The 18,199-nt window shown below is 66.7% G+C and carries 21 protein-coding genes and 1 pseudogene; 16 read left to right on the top strand and 6 right to left on the bottom strand.

Going from position 1 to position 18,199, the window contains the following annotated elements; translation table 11 throughout:
* The 6 genes from AR539_RS10910 to fabF all read left to right on the top strand — a co-directional run.
* The coding region (locus AR539_RS10910) for a transketolase-like TK C-terminal-containing protein (RefSeq protein ID WP_442854400.1) at nucleotides 1–1,392 on the top strand (1,392 nt) is incomplete at its 5' end.
* A 221-nt stretch (nucleotides 1,393–1,613) separates the two neighbouring features.
* On the top strand, nucleotides 1,614–2,858 hold the full coding sequence (locus tag AR539_RS10905) for a PucR family transcriptional regulator (protein ID WP_066436058.1): 1,245 nt from the start codon (nucleotides 1,614–1,616) through the stop codon (nucleotides 2,856–2,858).
* 87 nt (nucleotides 2,859–2,945) lie between these two features.
* Nucleotides 2,946–3,875, top strand: coding sequence for an ACP S-malonyltransferase (locus tag AR539_RS10900; RefSeq protein ID WP_197410596.1), 930 nt, complete (start codon nucleotides 2,946–2,948; stop codon nucleotides 3,873–3,875).
* Nucleotides 3,872–4,933, top strand: coding sequence for a beta-ketoacyl-ACP synthase III (locus AR539_RS10895; RefSeq protein ID WP_066436055.1), 1,062 nt, complete (start codon nucleotides 3,872–3,874; stop codon nucleotides 4,931–4,933). Before AR539_RS10900 ends, AR539_RS10895 begins: the two co-directional genes overlap by 4 nt.
* Nucleotides 4,934–5,055: 122 nt before the next feature.
* Nucleotides 5,056–5,301 carry an acyl carrier protein gene (locus AR539_RS10890; RefSeq protein ID WP_018773434.1) on the top strand — a complete coding sequence of 82 codons (246 nt, stop codon included), beginning with the start codon at nucleotides 5,056–5,058 and terminating at the stop codon, nucleotides 5,299–5,301.
* 156 nt (nucleotides 5,302–5,457) lie between these two features.
* Nucleotides 5,458–6,693, top strand: a complete 1,236-nt coding sequence (gene fabF, locus AR539_RS10885; protein WP_066436052.1) for a beta-ketoacyl-ACP synthase II — start codon at nucleotides 5,458–5,460, stop codon at nucleotides 6,691–6,693.
* A gap of 74 nt (nucleotides 6,694–6,767) precedes the next feature.
* On the opposite strand, the gene AR539_RS10880 is transcribed toward fabF, so the two are convergent.
* The 4 genes and pseudogenes from AR539_RS10880 to AR539_RS10865 all read right to left on the bottom strand — a co-directional run.
* Nucleotides 6,768–7,340 carry a dihydrofolate reductase family protein gene (locus tag AR539_RS10880; RefSeq protein ID WP_066436051.1) on the bottom strand — a complete coding sequence of 191 codons (573 nt, stop codon included), beginning with the start codon at nucleotides 7,338–7,340 and terminating at the stop codon, nucleotides 6,768–6,770.
* Between the two features lie 166 nt (nucleotides 7,341–7,506).
* On the bottom strand, nucleotides 7,507–8,010 hold the full coding sequence (locus tag AR539_RS10875) for a DUF3145 domain-containing protein (RefSeq protein WP_056426723.1): 504 nt from the start codon (nucleotides 8,008–8,010) through the stop codon (nucleotides 7,507–7,509).
* 299 nt (nucleotides 8,011–8,309) lie between these two features.
* The gene (locus tag AR539_RS10870) at nucleotides 8,310–9,236 is read right to left on the bottom strand and encodes a tyrosine recombinase XerC (protein ID WP_066436048.1); all 927 of its coding nucleotides are present in this window, start codon (nucleotides 9,234–9,236) and stop codon (nucleotides 8,310–8,312) included.
* A gap of 98 nt (nucleotides 9,237–9,334) precedes the next feature.
* Nucleotides 9,335–9,814, bottom strand: a pseudogene (locus AR539_RS10865) (DNA-processing protein DprA); the annotation flags it as partial.
* 12 nt (nucleotides 9,815–9,826) lie between these two features.
* Here AR539_RS10865 and AR539_RS10860 point away from each other — a divergent pair.
* From AR539_RS10860 to AR539_RS10830, 9 genes are all read left to right on the top strand, one after another.
* Nucleotides 9,827–11,257, top strand: a complete 1,431-nt coding sequence (locus AR539_RS10860; RefSeq protein ID WP_066436046.1) for a recombinase family protein — start codon at nucleotides 9,827–9,829, stop codon at nucleotides 11,255–11,257.
* Nucleotides 11,244–11,414, top strand: coding sequence for a hypothetical protein (locus AR539_RS19375; RefSeq protein WP_157360977.1), 171 nt, complete (start codon nucleotides 11,244–11,246; stop codon nucleotides 11,412–11,414). Before AR539_RS10860 ends, AR539_RS19375 begins: the two co-directional genes overlap by 14 nt.
* 765 nt (nucleotides 11,415–12,179) lie before the next feature.
* The gene (locus AR539_RS10855) at nucleotides 12,180–12,893 is read left to right on the top strand and encodes a hypothetical protein (RefSeq protein ID WP_066436043.1); all 714 of its coding nucleotides are present in this window, start codon (nucleotides 12,180–12,182) and stop codon (nucleotides 12,891–12,893) included.
* A gap of 64 nt (nucleotides 12,894–12,957) precedes the next feature.
* Nucleotides 12,958–13,656 (top strand): hypothetical protein, encoded by a 699-nt coding sequence (locus tag AR539_RS10850; protein ID WP_066436040.1) that lies wholly within the window; start codon nucleotides 12,958–12,960, stop codon nucleotides 13,654–13,656.
* A 3-nt stretch (nucleotides 13,657–13,659) separates the two neighbouring features.
* Nucleotides 13,660–13,818, top strand: a complete 159-nt coding sequence (locus tag AR539_RS19370; protein WP_157360976.1) for a hypothetical protein — start codon at nucleotides 13,660–13,662, stop codon at nucleotides 13,816–13,818.
* Complete coding sequence (locus AR539_RS10845; protein WP_066436038.1) at nucleotides 13,811–14,041, top strand: hypothetical protein; 231 nt, start codon at nucleotides 13,811–13,813, stop codon at nucleotides 14,039–14,041. The genes AR539_RS19370 and AR539_RS10845 overlap by 8 nt, the downstream gene beginning before the upstream one ends.
* Nucleotides 14,042–14,146: 105 nt before the next feature.
* Nucleotides 14,147–14,719: a hypothetical protein gene (locus AR539_RS10840; protein WP_157360975.1), complete on the top strand. Its 573-nt coding sequence runs from the start codon at nucleotides 14,147–14,149 to the stop codon at nucleotides 14,717–14,719.
* A 207-nt stretch (nucleotides 14,720–14,926) separates the two neighbouring features.
* Nucleotides 14,927–15,355 carry a hypothetical protein gene (locus AR539_RS10835; protein ID WP_066436031.1) on the top strand — a complete coding sequence of 143 codons (429 nt, stop codon included), beginning with the start codon at nucleotides 14,927–14,929 and terminating at the stop codon, nucleotides 15,353–15,355.
* A 79-nt stretch (nucleotides 15,356–15,434) separates the two neighbouring features.
* Nucleotides 15,435–15,782, top strand: coding sequence for a hypothetical protein (locus tag AR539_RS10830; protein WP_066436027.1), 348 nt, complete (start codon nucleotides 15,435–15,437; stop codon nucleotides 15,780–15,782).
* A gap of 152 nt (nucleotides 15,783–15,934) precedes the next feature.
* On the opposite strand, the gene AR539_RS10825 is transcribed toward AR539_RS10830, so the two are convergent.
* Nucleotides 15,935–16,402 carry a hypothetical protein gene (locus AR539_RS10825; protein WP_066436024.1) on the bottom strand — a complete coding sequence of 156 codons (468 nt, stop codon included), beginning with the start codon at nucleotides 16,400–16,402 and terminating at the stop codon, nucleotides 15,935–15,937.
* A 152-nt stretch (nucleotides 16,403–16,554) separates the two neighbouring features.
* Here AR539_RS10825 and AR539_RS10820 point away from each other — a divergent pair, with 152 nt between their 5' ends.
* Nucleotides 16,555–16,974 (top strand): hypothetical protein, encoded by a 420-nt coding sequence (locus AR539_RS10820; protein WP_066436022.1) that lies wholly within the window; start codon nucleotides 16,555–16,557, stop codon nucleotides 16,972–16,974.
* Nucleotides 16,975–17,073: 99 nt separating this feature from the next.
* On the opposite strand, the gene AR539_RS10815 is transcribed toward AR539_RS10820, so the two are convergent.
* Nucleotides 17,074–18,051, bottom strand: a complete 978-nt coding sequence (locus tag AR539_RS10815; RefSeq protein WP_231728567.1) for an HNH endonuclease — start codon at nucleotides 18,049–18,051, stop codon at nucleotides 17,074–17,076.
* Between the last annotated feature and the right edge of the window lie 148 nt (nucleotides 18,052–18,199).

Below are 18,199 nucleotides of genomic sequence, written 5' to 3'. Positions count from 1 at the left end.
CCGTACTACCACCCCGGCCCGGACGCCCCCGAAATCCAGTACCTCATGGAACGCCGCAAAGCACTCGGCGGCTTCGTCCCCGAACGCCGCTCCAAGCACACCGACGTCACCCTCCCGGATGACAAGGCCTACGAAGCGGCGAACCGCGGATCCGGCAAGCAACTTGCGGCCACCACCATGGCCTTCGTGCGCCTGCTCAAGGACCTCATGCGGGACAAGCAGTTCGGCAACAGGATCGTCCCGATCATCCCGGACGAGGCCCGGACCTTCGGCATGGACGCGTTCTTCCCGACGGCGAAGATCTACAACCCGAACGGCCAGAACTACCTGTCCGTGGACCGCGAGCTGGTCCTGGCGTACAAGGAGTCCATCTCCGGCCAGATCGTGCACGCCGGCATCAACGAGGCAGGATCGGTCGCCGCATTCACCGCGGCAGGCACGTCCTACGCCACGCACGGCGAACCGCTGATCCCGATCTACGTCTTCTACTCGATGTTCGGCTTCCAGCGCACCGGCGACTCCTTCTGGGCCGCCGCGGACCAGATGACCCGCGGATTCATCATCGGCGCCACCGCCGGCCGCACCACCCTCACCGGTGAAGGCCTGCAGCACGCCGACGGGCACTCCCCCATCCTGGCCGCCACCAACCCCGCCGTCGTCACCTACGACCCCGCCTACGGCTACGAGATCGGCGTCATTATGCGCGACGGCCTCAACCGTATGTATGGTCCGGGTCCGGCCGACAACGACCCGTCGCGGAACGTGATGTACTACATCACGGTCTACAACGAGCCGATCTCCCAACCGGCAGCGCCGGCGGAAATCGACGTCGAAGGCATCATCAAGGGCATCTACCTGCTGGCGCCGGCCAAGATCGACGGCCCGCGCACGCAGATCCTGGCCTCCGGCGTCTCCGTCCCGTGGGCCCTCGAGGCACAGCGCGTCCTCGCTGAGGACTGGGGCGTCTCCGCCGACGTCTGGTCCGTGACGTCCTGGAGCGAACTGCGCCGCGACGCCATGGCCGCCGAAGAGGAAGCCTTCCTCAACCCCGGCCAGCCCGCCCGCGTCCCGTTCGTCACCGAACAGCTCGCCGGCGCCACAGGCCCGATCGTGGCTGTCACGGACTACATGAAGGCCGTGCCGGACCAGATCCGCCAGTTCCTGCCGAACGAGTTCGCCTCCCTCGGTGCGGACGGGTTCGGGTTCTCCGACACCCGCGCCGCTGCCCGCCGCTTCTTCAAGAACGACGTCCACTCCGTGGTTGTCCGTTCGCTGCAGATGCTGGCCCGCCGCGGCGAGGTGGATGCCCAGGCTCCGGCCCAGGCGATCGAGAAGTACCGGCTGCACAACGTGAACGCCGGCACCACCGGCAACGCGGGCGGCGACTCCTAAGTCCAGCCCGGCAGCACACGACGGCGGCTCCCACCGGAAGGCGGGGGCCGCCGTCGTTTGTTTAATCCCGGCACCCGGGACTCCGTTGCACGCCGCGGGGGCGCCGGCCCCAGGGTGAGCCGGTGCGCGGTCCTGCGGACCTGGCACTGTGATTAAACACAAAGCGCGTTGTAGCCTTTGCACAAATGGAGCTTGCCCGGCAGGCACCGTATGCTCGATGCATGGCCGAGCCGATCACCACTCCTGCAAAACGCAAGCCCGCCTCAAGGGCGATGCCTCCGGAGAAGGTGGAGACCCTCAAAAAACTGCGGGCCAGTGTGGGCCAGCTGTCCACGACGACACTGCGCCAGCTGGAGAAATCCCTGCCCTGGTACAGCCGGCTCAACTCCGACGAGCGCTCGGCGCTGGGCATGGTGGCGCAGAACGGCATCGCCGCGTTCGTCACCTGGTACGAGCGGCCCAGCTCGCCGTCGTGGATCCTGTCCGACGTCTTTGGCACCGCCCCGACCGAGCTGACCCGCTCCATCAGCCTGCAGAAGGCACTCCAGCTGATCCGGATCGTCGTGGAAGTCGTCGAGGACCAGGTCCCCGTGATTGCACCGGAGGCGGACCAGGGCGCCCTCCGCGAGGCGGTGCTGCGGTACTCCCGCGAGGTGGCGTTTGCCGCCGCGGATGTCTACGCCCGCGCCGCCGAATCCCGCGGATCATGGGACACCCGGCTGGAGGCCCTGATTGTCGACGCGATCCTGCGCGGCGAAAACACCGATGCCCTGCGGTCCCGGATTGCGGCGCTGGGCTGGAAGGCGCAGGAGCGCTTCACCGTGATGGTGGGCAACTCCCCGTCCGAACCGAGCGCCAGCTACGTCAGCGAGCTGCGCCGCACGGCGGGTCGTTTCGCCGAGGACGCGCTGGTGGGGATCCAGGGCGACCGGCTCATCCTCATCCTCGGCGGGGTGCACGACCGCGAGACCGCGTACCTGAAACTCGCCGAGCTTTTCGCTCCCGGCCCGGTGGTGTACGGCGCTGAAGCGGGTTCCCTCCTGGAGGCCAGCGGCTCCGCCCAGTCCGCGTTCGCCGGGCTCACCGCCGCCCGCGCCTGGCCCGCCGCGCCGCGGCCGGTGGCAGCCGATGACCTCCTGCCCGAGCGCGTGATCTCGGGGGACGACGCCGCCCGCCGCTCCCTCGTCAAGAACATCTACCGGCCCCTGCTGGCGGCGTCCAACGGCCTGGTGGAGACCCTGGGCACGTACCTTGAACTGGGCCATTCGCTGGAGGCCACGGCGCGTGAACTCTTCGTCCACGCCAACACCGTGCGGTACCGGCTGAAGCGCGTCTGCGACGTCACGGGCTGGGATCCGCTCCTGCCGCGGGAGGCCTTTGTGCTTCAGACGGCACTGGTGGTGGGCCGTCTGGCGGCCCCGCCCAAGCCCGCCACGGAACGTCAGCCTTCGCGGAACAGCTCCTGATGGGTTGTAGACTTCCTACAAAGTGACCCGATGAGCTTGGTGCATGAATGCACCATAATTCACGCCGCAATTTGGAAAGCTGGATACGTGCTTGCAATCGTCTGCCCTGGACAGGGCTCCCAGACCCCCGGTTTTCTGGCCCCCTGGCTGGAACTGCCGCCCGTCGCAGGCCACCTGGCCTCCCTCAGCGAAATCGCAGGTATCGACCTCGCCGCCCACGGCACCACCTCCGATGAGGAGACCATCAAGGACACCGCTGTTGCGCAGCCCCTGATCGTCGCCGCCGGGCTGGTGGCCGCAAAGTCACTGTTCGACGTCGAACTCGGCACCCTGCCGGTGATCCTCGCCGGCCACTCCGTCGGCGAAATCACGGCCTCTGCCCTGGCCGGCGTCCTGACCGAAGCCGAAGCCATGACGTTCGTCCGCGAGCGTGCGAACAGCATGGCGGCCGCAGCCGCCGCCACCCCCACCGGCATGAGCGCCGTGGTGGGCGGCGACCCGGCCGAGGTCCTGGCGGCGATCGAGGCCAGCGGCGCCACGGCAGCCAACGTCAACGGCGCCGGGCAGACTGTCGCGGCAGGAACCCTGGAGCAGCTCAAGTCCCTCGCGGAAAACCCGCCGGCAAAAGCCCGGGTCATTCCGCTGAAGGTCGCCGGCGCGTTCCACACCTCGCACATGTCCCCCGCCGTCGCGGCGCTGCAGGCCCTGAAGCCCACGCTGCACCCGCGCAACCCGCAGGTCCCCCTGCTGTCCAACTACGACGGCGCGGAAGTCACCGAGGGTGGCGCCGCCGTCGAAAGCCTGATTGCCCAGGTGTCCCGCCCGGTCCGTTGGGACCTCTGCATGGAAACACTGGTGCGCCGCGGCGTGACCGGTGTGATCGAGCTGGCCCCGGCCGGTACCCTGGCCGGACTCGCCAAGCGCGGCATGCCCGGCGTCAAGACCGTCACCGTCAAGACCCCGGACGACCTGTCCGCCGCCCTGGCCCTATTCGCAGAACTGGAAGGACAGGCATGAGCGTTCCCGCCCTGAAGCAGGCCCCCCTGCACGAGAACACCCGCATCATGGGAGTCGGCGCGTACCGGCCCAGCGTGGTCGTCACCAATGATGACGTCTGCCAGTGGATCGACTCCTCGGACGAGTGGATCCGCCAGCGCACCGGCATCATCACCCGGCACCGCGCCCCCGCCGACGTCAGCGTGATCGACATGGCCGAGGGCGCCGCCCGGGAAGCCCTGCAGAGGGCCGGGGTCGAGGCATCCCAGCTGGGGGCCGTCATCGTCTCCACCGTGACCCACCCCTACGCGACGCCGTCCGCCGCCGCGAGCCTCGCCGACCGCCTCGGCGCCACGCCCGCTCCGGCCTTCGACATCTCCGCAGCCTGCGCCGGCTACTGCTATGGCATTGCCCAGGCCGACGCGCTGGTCCGCTCCGGCACGGCCGACTACGTCCTCGTGGTCGGCGCCGAAAAGCTCTCCGACGTCATCGACAACACCGAGCGCACCATCTCCTTCCTCCTCGGCGACGGCGCGGGAGCCGTCGTGATCGGCCCGTCCGACACCCCGGGCATCGGCCCGTCGGTATGGGGATCGGACGGCAGCAAGTGGGATGCGATCGGCATGACCCATTCCATGCTGGACATCCGCAACCACGCGCCGGCAGGCAAGCAGGACAGCGCCCTCAGCGCCGAGGAGGCCGCCGTCACCGAGGCAGCCGTCTGGCCGACCCTTCGCCAGGACGGCCAGACCGTCTTCCGCTGGGCGGTCTGGGAAATGGCCAAGGTGGCCCAGCAGGCCCTGGACGCCGCCGGCATCTCCGCTGACGACCTTGCAGCCTTCATCCCGCACCAGGCGAACATGCGGATCATCGATGAGATGGCCAAGAAGCTGGCGCTGCCTGAGCACGTCATCATTGCGCGGGACATCGCCGACGCCGGCAACACCTCCGCCGCGTCCATCCCCCTGGCCACCCACCGCCTGCTGCAGGAAAACCCGCAGCTCAGCGGCGGGCTCGCCCTGCAGATCGGCTTTGGCGCCGGGCTGGTCTTCGGCGCACAGGTGATCGTGCTTCCGTAGGCGTCCCGCCTCTCCACGTCTTCAAATCCCAGAGCAAACCGAAACCTCGGTTTGAATCATTTACCGCCCGAAGTTTCCGGCACTCCGGCAGCCCACGGCACCAACAAGAAAAGGAGCCACCAATGGCTAGCAACGAAGAGATCCTGGCCGGCCTGGCTGAAATCGTCAACGAAGAGACCGGCCTGGCCACCGAGGCTGTCGAAATGGACAAGTCCTTCACCGAGGACCTGGACATCGACTCCATCTCGATGATGACGATCGTCGTCAACGCTGAAGAGAAGTTCGGCGTGCGCATCCCGGACGAAGAGGTCAAGAACCTCAAGACCGTCGGCGACGCCGTCAGCTTCATCGCGAACGCACAGGCCTAATTCGGGCCCCGGGCCGGTCCGGGGGCGCAGCTGCTCCCCCGGACCGTGCCTTTTGCAGTACCTCCTCATGCACCACCCCAGAGTTTTTCCAACGCAGGCCGCCGCACCCGTTCCCCGGGTTCCGACGCGGCCGGCGCACCGACAGAGAGTGATCCCATGGCACGCAAAGTAGTCATTACCGGTCTGGGTGCCACCACGCCCATCGGCGGCGATGTCCCCACGATGTGGAAGAACGCGCTGAAGGGCGTCTCCGGCGCGCACACGCTTGAAGACGACTGGGTGGCCAAGTACGAACTGCCCGTCCACTTTGCCGCACGCGCTTCCACCCCCGCGACCGAGGTCCTGAGCCGGGTCGAAGCCAAGCGCATGGACCCCTCCACCCAGTTCGCCGTCGTCGCCTCCCGCGAAGCGTGGGCCGACGCCGGCATCACCGAAATCGACCACGACCGGCTGGCCGTGGCGTACGCCACCGGCATCGGCGGCGTCTGGACGCTCCTGGACGCTTGGGACACCCTGCGCGAAAAGGGCCCCCGCCGCGTCCTGCCGATGACCGTGCCCATGCTGATGCCCAACGGCCCGGCTGCGGCCGTGAGCCTTGACCTGGGCGCCCGCGCCGGAGCCCACACCCCGGTCTCCGCCTGCGCTTCGGGCACCGAAGCCGTGCACATGGGCCTGGACCTGATCCGCTCCGGCAAGGCAGACGTCGTCGTCTGCGGTGGCGCCGAAGCTGCCATCCACCCGATGCCGATCGCCGCCTTTGCCTCCATGCAGGCGCTCTCGCGCCGCAACGATGATCCCGAGCATGCCTCCCGCCCCTACGACCGTGACCGTGACGGCTTCGTCATGGGCGAGGGCGCCGGCGCGCTGGTGCTGGAGGCCGAGGAGCACGCGCTGGCCCGTGGCGCCCGGATTTACGCCGAGCTGGCGGGGACCTCGGTCACGGCCGACGCGTACCACATCACCGCCCCGGACCCGGAGGGCCTCGGCGCCACCCGCGCTCTGAAGGCGGCCATGTTTGACGGCCGGATCCAGCCGGAGGACGTCGTGCACGTCAACGCGCACGCCACCTCCACCCCGGTCGGCGACAAGCCGGAGTACGCGGCACTGAAGGCCGCCCTGGGCAAGCAGGTGGACAGCGTGGCGGTCTCGGCCACGAAGTCGCAGATGGGGCACCTGCTGGGCGCCTCCGGTGCGGTGGAAGCCGTGCTGACCGTCATGGCCATCTATGACCGCAAGGCCCCGGTGACCATCAACCTCGAGAACCAGGATCCGGAGATTCCGCTCGACGTCGTCACCACGGCCCGCGACCTGCCGTCCGGCAGCATCGCAGCGCTGAGCAACTCCTTCGGCTTCGGCGGCCACAACGCCGTGATCGCGGTGCGCAGCATCTAGCCCCACCGCGGCGCCGAGTTGGCAGATGGCGGCAATGTTCCTCGCGAACATTGCCGCCATCTGCGTTTTCGATGTTAATTCAGGCGGTAGTCGTTGATGACGACGCCGGAGTCGAACCGTTTGCTGTTGGCCAGCTCCGCGTTCCGGGGCGTGTAGCCGTGGCCGGCGAAGAGCGGGATCCCCGCGCCGAAGGTCACGGGATTGACCTTCAGGACCAGCCGGTCGATCTCGCCGGCCAGGGCGGAGGCCAGCTGCCCTCCGCCGCACAGCCAGATGTCCGCGCCGTCCGGCCCGGCCTTCAGTTCCCGGACGACGGCGGCCGGGTCCTCCGCACTGGTGGTGACTGCGGCCGGGACGGCGGTCTGCGTCCGGGAGAACACATACTGCCGCAGGTGGGGATACGGGTTGTCGAGGCCCTGGGCCAGCCCCACCGCATAGGTGTTCCAGCCCATGAGGACGGTGTCGAAGCGCGTTAGCGGCGCCGTGAGCCCGAGGGCGGCCAGCGCAGGCCCCGGAAGGGCGTCCGTGTAGTCCTTCATGATGGTGTCCATGTGGTCCCCGGTGACGGGAAAGGCATCGAAGGTGTGGTCCGGTGCCGCGATGAAACCGTCCAGGCTGACGGCGACGTAGTACACGAGCTCGCGCATGTTCTCTCCATTCATGGCTGAGTAGGCGGTGGAACGAGACTACGTCACCTGCGGCGCCGCCAACGACAGCGACAGCCGGCGGCTCGGTTCCTGGGAACCGTGCCGCCGGCTGTCGTTTTGCGATGCTATGGAGTGATTGTGGGGAAGCCCCCCGCGGGCCGGAGGTTCAGCCCACCTGGTGCAGCCAACGCACGGGAGCGCCCTCGGCCGCGTGTCGGAACGGTTCGAGTTCCTCGTCCCAGGCCTCGCCGAGGGCCAGGGACAGCTCGTGGTAGACCGCCGACGGGTCGCCCGCGCCGGACTCGTAGGCGTACCGGATGCGGTCCTCGGAAACCATGATGTTGCCATGCACATCCGTGACAGCGTGGAAGATGCCAAGCTCCGGGGTGTGGGACCAGCGGCCGCCATCAACGCCTTGGCTGGGCTCTTCCGTGACCTCGTAGCGCAGGTGCGCCCAGCCGCGGAGCGCAGACGCCAATTGAGCCCCCGTGCCCGGGTTTCCGGTCCACGACAGCTCGGCCCGGAACATTCCGGGCGCTGCTGGCTGAGCGGTCCACTCAAGGTCCGTCCGCTTGTCCACAACAGAACCTATGGCCCACTCGACGTGGGGGCACAGGGCGGTCGGGGCCGAGTGAACGAACAACACACCGCGGGTCAGTGCAACAGACATTCCATCCTCCATAGCTGTAGGTACGTCTTCCCCAACGACCTCTTGCCTGGATGTCTGTCTGTTGCGCGGGTCCGCCGTGATCGGGTGGTCCTTGCCAGACTATTAAATTAGTGCCCGGTTTCTCGGTGAGGCTGATGCTCAAGAGCTTCAATCGACACTCGAAGGTGGCCGGGCGTGAGTCTTATTCTGCCGTACGCCTTGTTATTACGCCAGTGAAATTCGGCGCGTCTTTCCCGGCACGCCGCGCTGCGTCTTATAAGGGCGGTCCGTGGCGGCCGGCACGTCGCCAGGCGGCGGGGTCAGGCCCTCGGATGGGCCTGCTGGTAGCTCTGCCGGAGCCGCTCGACGGAGACGTGCGTGTAGATCTGGGTGGTGGCGAGGCTGCTGTGGCCCAGGATTTCCTGCACTGCACGGAGGTCGGCCCCGCCGTCGAGCAGGTGCGTCGCGGCCGAGTGCCGGAGTGCGTGCGGCCCGGTCGCGGCGGTGTCCCCCAGTGCGTGCAGCAGATCGCGGACCACGCTGCGGACCTGCCGCTGGTCAACCCGTTTGCCGCGGGCGCCGAGGAACAGCGCCGGGCCGGAGGTTTCCGTGGCGAGGGCGGGCCTGCCCCGGCGCAGCCAGTCGTCGACGGCGATCGCTGCGGGCAGACCGTAGGGCACTGTGCGTTCCTTGTTGCCCTTGCCGACCACGCGCAGGGTCCTGCGGTCGGGATCGAGGTCGTCCACGTCGAGACCGACCAGCTCGCCGACCCGGATACCGGTGGCGTACAGCAGTTCCACCATGGCGCGGTTCCGGAGGGGCAGGGGCCCGCCCTCGGCGGCGGCAGTTTCGGTGCCTTCGACGAGGCGGAGGACCTGCTGCTGGTGCAGCACCCCGGGGAGGGACTTCTCCCGCTTGGGCGCCTTCAGCCGCAGCGCCGGATCCGCGGCAATCAGTTCCTCGCGGACCGCCCAAGCTGTAAAGGCCCTGGCGGTCGCGGAGCGGCGTGCCAGCGTGGCACGGGACATCCCGCCTTCGCTTTGCGCTCCGAGCCACCGCCGCAGGGTGCCAAGTTCCAGGCCCGGCAGGTCCTCCACCCCTTCGGAGGCGGCGGACTCCAGAAGGCTGCCCACATCGGAGAGGTAGGCGCGCACGGTGTGGGCCGAGCGGCCCCGCTCTGCCTCCAGGTACCGGCCAAAGGCTGCTGCGGCGGCGGCCAGCGGGGCCGGGATCTGCTGTGTGGGCACCCCCTTACTTTCGCAGGATTCGCCCCACGGTCAAGGAGCCCACCGGCGCGCCGCGGGTCTGCTGCTGCCACGATGCTTCTTGCGGGGAACGGGACCCCTCAGCCGGGTTTTCCCGAACGTTTCCAGCCGCCGGCGCGCGACTCGGCCAGGCCCAGCAATCCGAGCCGGCCGAGGCCCGCCCGGACCGAGTCAGCGCTGAGGCCCGCCACGACGGTGAGCTTTTCGACCGAGGTGGCGGTCCGCAGGGGCAGGGCGTCGAGCAGGATGAGGTCCTCCAGCGTCAGCCCGTCCTGGACCGCGGCGGGTCCGGACTTGTCGTCGGGGAGTGCTTCGCCGCTGGGCGCCGCGAGCTCGGCAATCTCGCCCGCATCGGTGACGCAGACAGCGCCTCCCTCGCGGAGCAGCCGGTGGCAGCCTGCGGAGTTGGCGCTGTGCACCGAGCCCGGGACCGCGCCCACCGCGCGGCCCAGCGTCTCGGCATGGTGCGCCGTGTTAAGCGCGCCGGACCTCCACCGGGCTTCCACCACCACCGTGACCGACGAGAGGGCTGCGATCAGCCTGTTCCGCTGGCAGAAACTACGATTAGATGCATGACCCGTTCACACACCATAGCGGCGATATATGCCCGCCAGTCCGAGGACGTTGCGGAGGGCATCGCCAACCAGAAGAAGCGCTGCACGGCCCTAATCGAGGCCCGAGGCTGGACCCTCGGCAAGGTCTACGAGGACAACGACACGAGTGCCGCCAAGCGCCGAGGCCCCGGCACGGCATGGTTCCGGATGCTCGAAGACCTCCGCTCCGGCGCCGCCGACGTCGTCGTGGCCGTCGACCTTGACCGGCTCCTCCGCTCCACTCGCGACCTGATCGAGATTACCGACTCCGGCGCCCGCGTGCTGACCGTCGACGGCGAGATTGACCTGACGACGGCCGACGGTGAGTTCCGCGCAACCATGCTCGCCGGTATCGCCCGCTTCGAGGTCCGCCGAAAGAGCGAGCGCCAGAAGCGTGCCAACGAATCCCGCGCCGCCAGCGGCCGCCCCGTTCCTGGCCGTCGGCGCTACGGCTACGAAACCGACGGCGTTACTCCCCGCGAAGCCGAGGCCGTTGTCGTCCGGCGTCTGTTTACCCACGTAGCCGAGGGCGGTTCTCTTCGCTCGGCCGTCAAATGGCTGACGGAGGAGGGCATCAGCCCTGCCCCCGGCAAGGTTTGGAACGCCCGGCGCATAGCCGACATTCTAAAGAACCCGCACTACACCGGAAAGGTCCGCCACCTCGGCGCCGTGACCGACTCCGACGCAGTGACGCCAATCGTGCAGCCCGAGCTCGCCGCCGAGGTGGTCGCTATCCTCAGCGACCCGTCTCGTAAAACTAGCCCCGGCCCGAAGCCCCGCCACCTGCTATCCGGCCTCATGCACTGCGGCGAGTGCGGCACTCCCATGACCTATATGCGCTCGTACCTCTGCAAGGCGGACCTCTCGCACGTTTCCATCTTGAAGAAGATTGTGGAGCCCATCGTCCGTGACGAAGTCGCCAAGGCATTCATCACCGGAGGCCCTGGCCTCTTCCCCGCGTCCCCGAACGGCTCGAATATCGCCGCACTGATCGCCGCCCACGAGAAGAACGCTGCGCACGTCGCCGCCACGATCGCCGACCGCGACGAAGGGTTGGTGCCGCAGACCATCGCCCGCGCCCGCCTGATCGAGTTACGCGACGCCCGCCTCGCGATCGAGGCCGAGCTTGAACGGGCCCGCGCTGAGAAGGGCGCAGCCTCGGCGTTGCTCGACATTGCCCACGGACTCCTAGTGAAGTCCGAGGCGAGCATGGCCGAGTTCGCCGAGATGAAGGAAACCGTCCTCGCCCGCTTCGATGAGCTCGACCTCGACAAGCAGCGCGAAATTGTGCGAGCGCTCCTCTACATCGAGGTCCGCTCCGGCAGGGACATTTCCCGCGTGTGGATCGAGCACAAGCTCGCCACGCACCTGAACCCGGATCCGCACACGGAGGACTATGACGCCGAATGAACGCAACCACGCCCGCGATCGCATCTACGGCGACCAGCCCTTCGATCAGACCTACACGCCCGGCGCCGACGACTTCCGACGGTGGCTCCTGACGGACGCCGAGCGGATCGTCAAGGCCGAAGCGGAGCGTGTAAACGACGCACTGCCCAACAGCTGAGAAAGGCCCTGCCACTTTGGCGGGGCTTTTTTCATGCCCGGCGTGAGCAAAACGGCACCCTTGGCTCCCTCTATATGTGTAACCAAGACTTGCCGCCGCCAGCACGCACCCCACAAAGCGCACAGTGCGCAGTGCGGCGGCCCAGATTCGCCGCGCTGGTTTGGTTCCGTTTCGTGCGCGGCTACCGGGACAAGCGTCGAGCCCTCCGCGTGGGGCGCGTTGAGTGGATCCGCTTGTCCCGTCTTTTTTGCCCAATTTCCGTGACACCGCGAGAGGAGGAGCCGCCATGCTCTGCCCCATATGCAAGACCCGCCCACTAACCGGCCGTCAGGAGCTTTGCTCAGACAGGTGCCGTCAGCGCCGCTCCCGCGCCCTCCGCGCCGAGCGTGTAGCCCTAGCACGCGAGCTCCTCGACCGGCAAAGCGCCGTGCTGAGCGCTGGCGCCGATCCGGCGATCCTGGCCTCACTCGCGAGAGAGGCGCGGCGCCTTCTAGAGCGCGTGTAAACGCAGCGCCGAGGCGGGCGAGCCGCCCCCTGGCCAGCGAATGGGCCGGGGACGTGCCGGGGAAGACGGCGTGACGGTGAAGAGTTCTGTAGCCATGACTCGTAATCGTCACTCTCCATCTCCCTTAGAGAGAGAGCTCTCCTTACACATCTATCCAACATGACGTTTACGCGTCATGGCTACGCAACTCTTCACCACTGCCCTGCAAGTGGCTTGCAAGGCCGGGGCACCGCCCCCTGCCCAGAGAAAGGCCCGCCACAATGAACCCTGCCACCGCCCGCACCACCGACTTCATCGGCGAGGAGCCCGTCGTCTCAATCCGCGCCCTCGCCGCCGCAATCGCCGAGGCCATGACCCGCAAGGGATACAGCACCTACGACGACGACTACAACGACCGAATCCTCGTCTACCGCACCGGCGACGCCCCCGAGAAAATCACCGTCCGCGAAATGCAAGACCGCACCCGCGCCGCGATCCTCGCAATCCTGGCCGACACCGAGAAGACCGACGACACACGCACCAGCCGCCTCGCCCGCACGACCCGGCGCCTGATCGAGCAAAGGGTCTTCGGCGCTCAAAACTACGTTGCAAAGGTCGCCGCCGCTGCCCGCGACCTGCTCCCCATGCTCAGCGAAGAGGAGCACGACGCGATCCGGGAGGCAATCAACCCGACGACGAAGCGCACCCGCACCCAGTACGTCGCCGAGTTCCGCGCCAAGCAAGGAGCCCAGCACCGCGAGGAGGCCCTCGAAGTCCTCCGCAAGTGGGCCGCTGGCCTACCGGCCGGACGGCACGATCTCGGCGACGTGTGGGCCGCGTGGCGCCAAGCAGTGACCTCCTCCGCCAAGGTCGCCTGCCGCTTCCCCGGCGCCGTCGCGATCGGCCGCACGAAGTTTTACGAACTCCTCCCCGAGGTCGGCACCGTCGTCACCGGCCACGCCCGCAAACGCTACCTCGTGATCCCCGGCGCTTAGCGCCCCATAAGCCCCCGGCCCGCCCCGGCCGGAGCCCCATGAAAACACCACCGAAAGGAACCCTATGAACCCCCGCAACATCACCGCCACCGGCAAGGGCGGCGCTCAGTACCTCTTCGAGCACCACATGCCGCCCGCATGGCTCGTTTCCTCCATCCCCGGCGCCGCCGAAGCTAAGGCCGCATGGGAAGCCGAGAATGCCAAGGGCGCCGAACTCGCCCGCGAGTACAGCGCCAGCGGCAAGGCCCTCGTAGCCCTCCGCAACAGCGACCCGCTGGCCTCCGAACTGGAAGCCGCCGAGAGAGCTTACAAGGCCGCCGATAAGGCCGTAGACGCCCAGGCAAAGCGGGCCGTGGTCGCTCTCCGGCGCTTCGACGCGCTCGTGTACGGCACCGCCGACCCGGCCGAGTTCAAGGCAATGGCCGCCCAGCATGCCCTGGCGAAGCACGAGGAAGCCGTCGCCGCTTGGGCAACCCTGAAGGCCGCCCTGACTGAACGCGAACAGGCCCACGGCGCCGCCGGCTCCCCCGGCCGAGACTGGCGCAACTCGGCGCCTATCAACTACCGAAGCCTCGCCAACGTCGAGACAGTGGTCAGGCCCATGCTGGAAGCCTTCGACGTCGCCGCCCTGAAGCTCACCGCCGAAGGCGAGCGCGTACCAGCCGCCGCCGAAATCGCTCAGGCCGCAATTGAGGCCCACAAGGCCGCCGACGCCAAGGCCGTCGCAGCCGTCCGCGCCCGCTCCCGCAAGGAAGGCTTCTAGCCCGTGCCCCTGCCCCTCAGCGACGTAATCCGCATCTACGCCGAACGCGCCGGAATGTCTACCGCCGCCGCCCTGGCTTACCGCTTCGGCGCCCTCGAAGCCCGAACCATTCTCGCGAACGCCGCGAACTTCCCCACCGAAAGGACCGCCAACAATGGCTAGCAGCTACAACATCACGGACATCGTCAAGACCGCCCAGAAGTCCGCCCCGCTTCCGGCGTCATACGCCGAACTCGACGAGCAGACGAAGCGCCGCATCGAGCGCGAGGCAGAAGCCAAGGGCACAACGCCCGAGGCCCTCTACGCCGCGATCCGCGCCCAGGCCGAACATGACGCGGCCAGCGACTTTGACCCCGGCGCTATCGCCGCCGCAGCTCGCCGGTAAACCCCCACCCCACAACTGAACAACACGCCACAGAGGCCGCCCGACCCACGCTAACGGCGGCCTCTGTCGTGCCCCCCGCCCCTTCTCCCAGAGAGTTACTCCACCTTGGAAACCACCCCCGCCCCAATTGTCTCCTCTGCCGTGGCCCGCCGCGTCGAGAACCGCCTCGTCAAGCTCGCACGCTTCGCCGACGTCGACGTGATGCAAACCCCTGGTCGCCTCCGTAAGCCCTTCAGCCAGAAGACGTGGCGGTCGCTCGCCCCCGACATTCGCCTCGCTCACCTGAAGGTCACAATCACTAAGCAGATCGAGGAAGACCTCGCGGCCAAGGAAGCAGAGGCCCTTGCCCGGGCGAATGAAGTCCCCGCCCCGGCCAAGAAGGTAGCCCTCTCCCCGGCTGTCCCGTCACGCTACGTCGTCGCGTGTATCGCCGGTTGCGGCAGGTTCCACCCCGCGACCTCAGGCCGCCCGGTAATCGTCGCGTGCGGCGGGCAGGAACGATCCACGAAGAAGCGCAAGCACTCGATCTATGACATGGACACCAGCGATCTACTCGCCGCCTTCCGGCGGGAGTCCAAGTCGCGCACAACCTCAGCACGGACGCCGCAAGCTCAGCGCTCCGCGACCGGAAGAGCCCCGAAGAAGCGCCGCCGCGCCACCTGCTCGAACTCTCGCTAGCGCGTGTAAACGACCAACCCCCAGCGGGGCGCCCGAACCTTTCACGGCGACGGCGCCCCCAGGGGTGCCCAGGGACTCCCCCTCCCCCCTTCCGCCCTGACCGAAGGGGCATAGCGCTTCGCCGTGCGCGCAAGTCTGAGGGTTTTTGCAGAAAACGCATTTCCTGAGGCTTTTCACAATTCCAATTCCCATTAAGGAGAACCGAAATTGTCTAGTTCACCCGCAACGGGGCAAGGACAGGCCCGCCCCGGCAACACGAACGCCACCGGACGCCGCGACGCCAGCCCTTCGGCAGGGCCAAGCTGGCACACAACGGCCCGCAAGCGCCTCGCCCAGGAATACGCCCTCGGCCGCTTCCGGAACTGGGGCGGCGACGGCAAAGCTCCAAACCTCTACGGCATGACGGTCACGGCGCCGGACCCGTGCAAGGCCAACGTGCCGGATCCCGGCAAGCCCTACCTCGCCAGCTACGGCGGCGTCCAGACTTGGCACGCCAACCCGGCGACGGCCCGCGCCGAGATCGAAGCGGAGTTCGTCCGTCAAGAGAACGCCAAACGCGAGGCCCGCATGAAAGAGCACCCGCTCAGCGACCCGCGCCTCGTGGCCGCGCTACATCGGGCACTCCGCAACCGCTAATCCTGGCCTCGCCGCCGTGAGCAATCACGGCGGCCGGGCACCTTCTATCTCGCCACAACACAGCTCTAAGGAGCCCAACTTGCAGAACCTCAATGACACCGAGCGTGCTTTCGTAGTCGCCACCCTGAACCGCTCCCGCTATTTCACCGCCCAGCCGACCTACTTGGGCACAAGAAGCGTCATTGTCGAGACTCGAATCGGATACCACGACGCCACGCGCTATGCATCCCTGCTCAGTCTCAACCCGCCACGCAAGAGCGGCACACGCTGGCGTGTGCGCCTGAAGGGACCGATTGCCGAAGCCCTGCTCGGCGAGTTCCTGCCCGAGCTCACAGGCCGCGCCCGCGAGCACGCCGACGCCGCTCTCGCCCGCATACACGCCGACGAACCGCCCCGCCGCGAGGCTGCCGATTTGCAGTCTCAATAGTTGAAGCTCTAACCTTGACGTGTCGAAGACGGACCCCCAACCGCCGAGACGCCCCCGGCGCCGGACAGCAAGACCGCCGACGCCGCACGATCGCCCCTCCGCGAGCCCTCCCCCCAAAGGCTCAGCGGAGGGGCTTTTCGCGTTTCTTGGCCCTATCGCGTCCGGGCGGTTTCCGCGGCTTCATTCTCGCGCCGAATCTCCTCGGCGACCGCCGCTAGCGCCCTGTGGGCTTCAATGGACTCTTTGAGCCACGCCGGCGTATCGCCGTCCGTCAGCTTTGCCTCAATCTCTTCCGGCGGCAGGTCCACAAGTTTCGCCCAGTTTATCGGCACTCGGTCCGGCCCAAGCGCACCGACCAATGCCGCCCACTCAGCGCCCATATCCTTTGAAATGTTGGTGTCGCTATGCCCGCCGCGGCTCCTATTCTGGGCCAGCTTCAACAACGTTTGAAGCTCAAACATCATGTGAGCCTGTCGCAGCGCCGCTCGGCGATCTTCGTCAGCAATTCGGCGGGCGTTTCGGCGGTCCAACGCCGACACGACTAGCGCGATAATCGCTGCCAGCACCGCCGCAACGACTGCGGCGACCTGAACCCAAAGGGCTATTTCTTCTTTCGTCATGCCTCCAAGGTACGCGGACAACGGCGCCAAGGTGCCGTTGCAACAAAAGACCCCTCCCCGAGCCCAGGAACCAGTTACTAGGCTACGAGAGGGGCCTTTTTGCTTTTCCCAGATAGGGTGCAGAAACGACTTGATTCACTATTGGGGGAACCATGAAAAAGCTTGCCATTAGCGCTGCCGCTGCACTGCTAATAACTGTTTTGTCCGGCTGTGGCGGCGCCGCCGAAAGCGCCAGCCCCGCCGCAACGACCAGCACCACACCAGCACCGACACCGACTGTCACGAAGACCGTCACGGCGACGCCCACGCCCACACCGGCACCCATCAAGACAAGCGGCTCCTACAAAGCAGACCTCGCGGCCCTCGGCATCGCGCCCGACAACGTCAAGAGCTACGCCGACTGGATGGAGAAGCAGATATGCCAGCAGACGGGAACCGGGCTCGGCGTCTCAGTGCGCTCTATCGGTGGCGATGAGGCGGGCGCCAACGACAGCGTGCGTTTGACCGTTGCATACTTCTGCCCCGAGAAGTCGCAAGAAGTTGAGTCCTACTTGGACTACTTCAAGAAGTAATTCGAAAGGCCCCTCTCCGAGCCCAGGAACTACTTCCTAGGCCGCGAGAGGGGCCTTTTGCGTCGGCCATGGTCCGCGTGCGCCCTTCTCCGGGTCTTCTCAGACAGACAGGACCTTGTTTGATTTGGTCCTGTTGCATCGCCAGCAGAGGGCTTGGAGATTTTCCGGCGTTGACAACCCGCCCTTTGAGACAGGAACAATGTGGTCCACTTCAAGAAGAAGGTGAGGCTCCGCAGCGACCGACACCGAGCAGAAACGGCATGTGTGGCGGTCTCTCGTCTTGATGAAGTTCCGCAGCTTCGCAGTCATAAGGGCTCGCTGTCCGGCCGCGCTTTTGCCGAATCGGATCTGCTGGGAGAGTGTCTCGATGAGCGCGTCAATCGTCGCGGTGTTCAAGGTCACGGTTGTTTTCTGCCCGCTGTTGCCCCCGGCGCTCACGTACTCGAAGGCATATTCCGGATAGGGCACGCTGATGGGTGAGAGTTCAACCCCGACGTGCGCCATGAACTCGTCCGCGTAATACTTCAAGATGAACGGGGGAGGATTGAATGACCCAGTGATACTCGCCTCGCGCTGGCGTAGATTATCGACTGCATCTTCGAGTCGGGCGATTTCTTCGCCGAGACGTTCTACATCAGACAGGTTGCTCTCGACCGCCTTGATGTTGAAGTATTTCATCAGGTACTTGATGGGATCGGAACTAGCGTTGCGGACAACTTGCAGTGAGCAGTTGTGCACATTTGGTGCTTGATAGCTAGCTACGTTCCGGTCCCGACGATAGTTGTGATTGCTCGTATTCTCGAACGTCGCCAGGTGCGCGTGAGCGCCGGTGGACGCCACGCCAAGCTGAAACGTTCCGCCGTTACGAATTTCAGAGGTATAAGCAGCGATTTCATTGTGCTCTTCAACGACCGAAGCGATCGCAGCCTTCCGCGCCAGGAATTCTTCGCTCGCGAAGTAGCGCTTCTTACGAAAATGCCGAATTAGTCGGGGCGACACCGCGGCCGCCCAGGCAAGCAGCGCAACCGGCAAGATGATGTACCAAAACGAAATCATGAGCGCTAGTACGACGATCACGATCCCCGCAACTATTAAATATGGCAACGATGCCTCCCCCTTAGGATGATTCAACTATGAGAATAGCCTTCGGCGCTCTTGCAACCAGAGTTTGACGCGGACGCACACAATCTCGTATAGAACCCTTCCCGACTTCCCGCGCTCTCAT

Origin of the sequence: Arthrobacter sp. EPSL27 (assembly GCF_001512305.1) — a bacterium.
Lineage (GTDB): Bacteria > Actinomycetota > Actinomycetes > Actinomycetales > Micrococcaceae > Arthrobacter.
Note: the sequence above shows the minus strand (reverse complement) of the source record. Positions and strands in the feature narration are given on the sequence as shown.

Coding starts and splice junctions, on each gene's coding strand:
- AR539_RS10905 (WP_066436058.1), top strand. CDS start 1,614: ATGGCCGAGCCGATCACCACTCCTGCAAAACGCAAGCCCGCCTCAAGG.
- AR539_RS10895 (WP_066436055.1), top strand. CDS start 3,872: ATGAGCGTTCCCGCCCTGAAGCAGGCCCCCCTGCACGAGAACACCCGC.
- AR539_RS10890 (WP_018773434.1), top strand. CDS start 5,056: ATGGCTAGCAACGAAGAGATCCTGGCCGGCCTGGCTGAAATCGTCAAC.
- fabF (WP_066436052.1), top strand. CDS start 5,458: ATGGCACGCAAAGTAGTCATTACCGGTCTGGGTGCCACCACGCCCATC.
- AR539_RS10880 (WP_066436051.1), bottom strand. CDS start 7,340: ATGCGCGAGCTCGTGTACTACGTCGCCGTCAGCCTGGACGGTTTCATC.
- AR539_RS10875 (WP_056426723.1), bottom strand. CDS start 8,010: ATGTCTGTTGCACTGACCCGCGGTGTGTTGTTCGTTCACTCGGCCCCG.
- AR539_RS10860 (WP_066436046.1), top strand. CDS start 9,827: ATGACCCGTTCACACACCATAGCGGCGATATATGCCCGCCAGTCCGAG.
- AR539_RS19375 (WP_157360977.1), top strand. CDS start 11,244: ATGACGCCGAATGAACGCAACCACGCCCGCGATCGCATCTACGGCGAC.
- AR539_RS10855 (WP_066436043.1), top strand. CDS start 12,180: ATGAACCCTGCCACCGCCCGCACCACCGACTTCATCGGCGAGGAGCCC.
- AR539_RS10850 (WP_066436040.1), top strand. CDS start 12,958: ATGAACCCCCGCAACATCACCGCCACCGGCAAGGGCGGCGCTCAGTAC.
- AR539_RS10845 (WP_066436038.1), top strand. CDS start 13,811: ATGGCTAGCAGCTACAACATCACGGACATCGTCAAGACCGCCCAGAAG.
- AR539_RS10825 (WP_066436024.1), bottom strand. CDS start 16,402: ATGACGAAAGAAGAAATAGCCCTTTGGGTTCAGGTCGCCGCAGTCGTT.
- AR539_RS10820 (WP_066436022.1), top strand. CDS start 16,555: ATGAAAAAGCTTGCCATTAGCGCTGCCGCTGCACTGCTAATAACTGTT.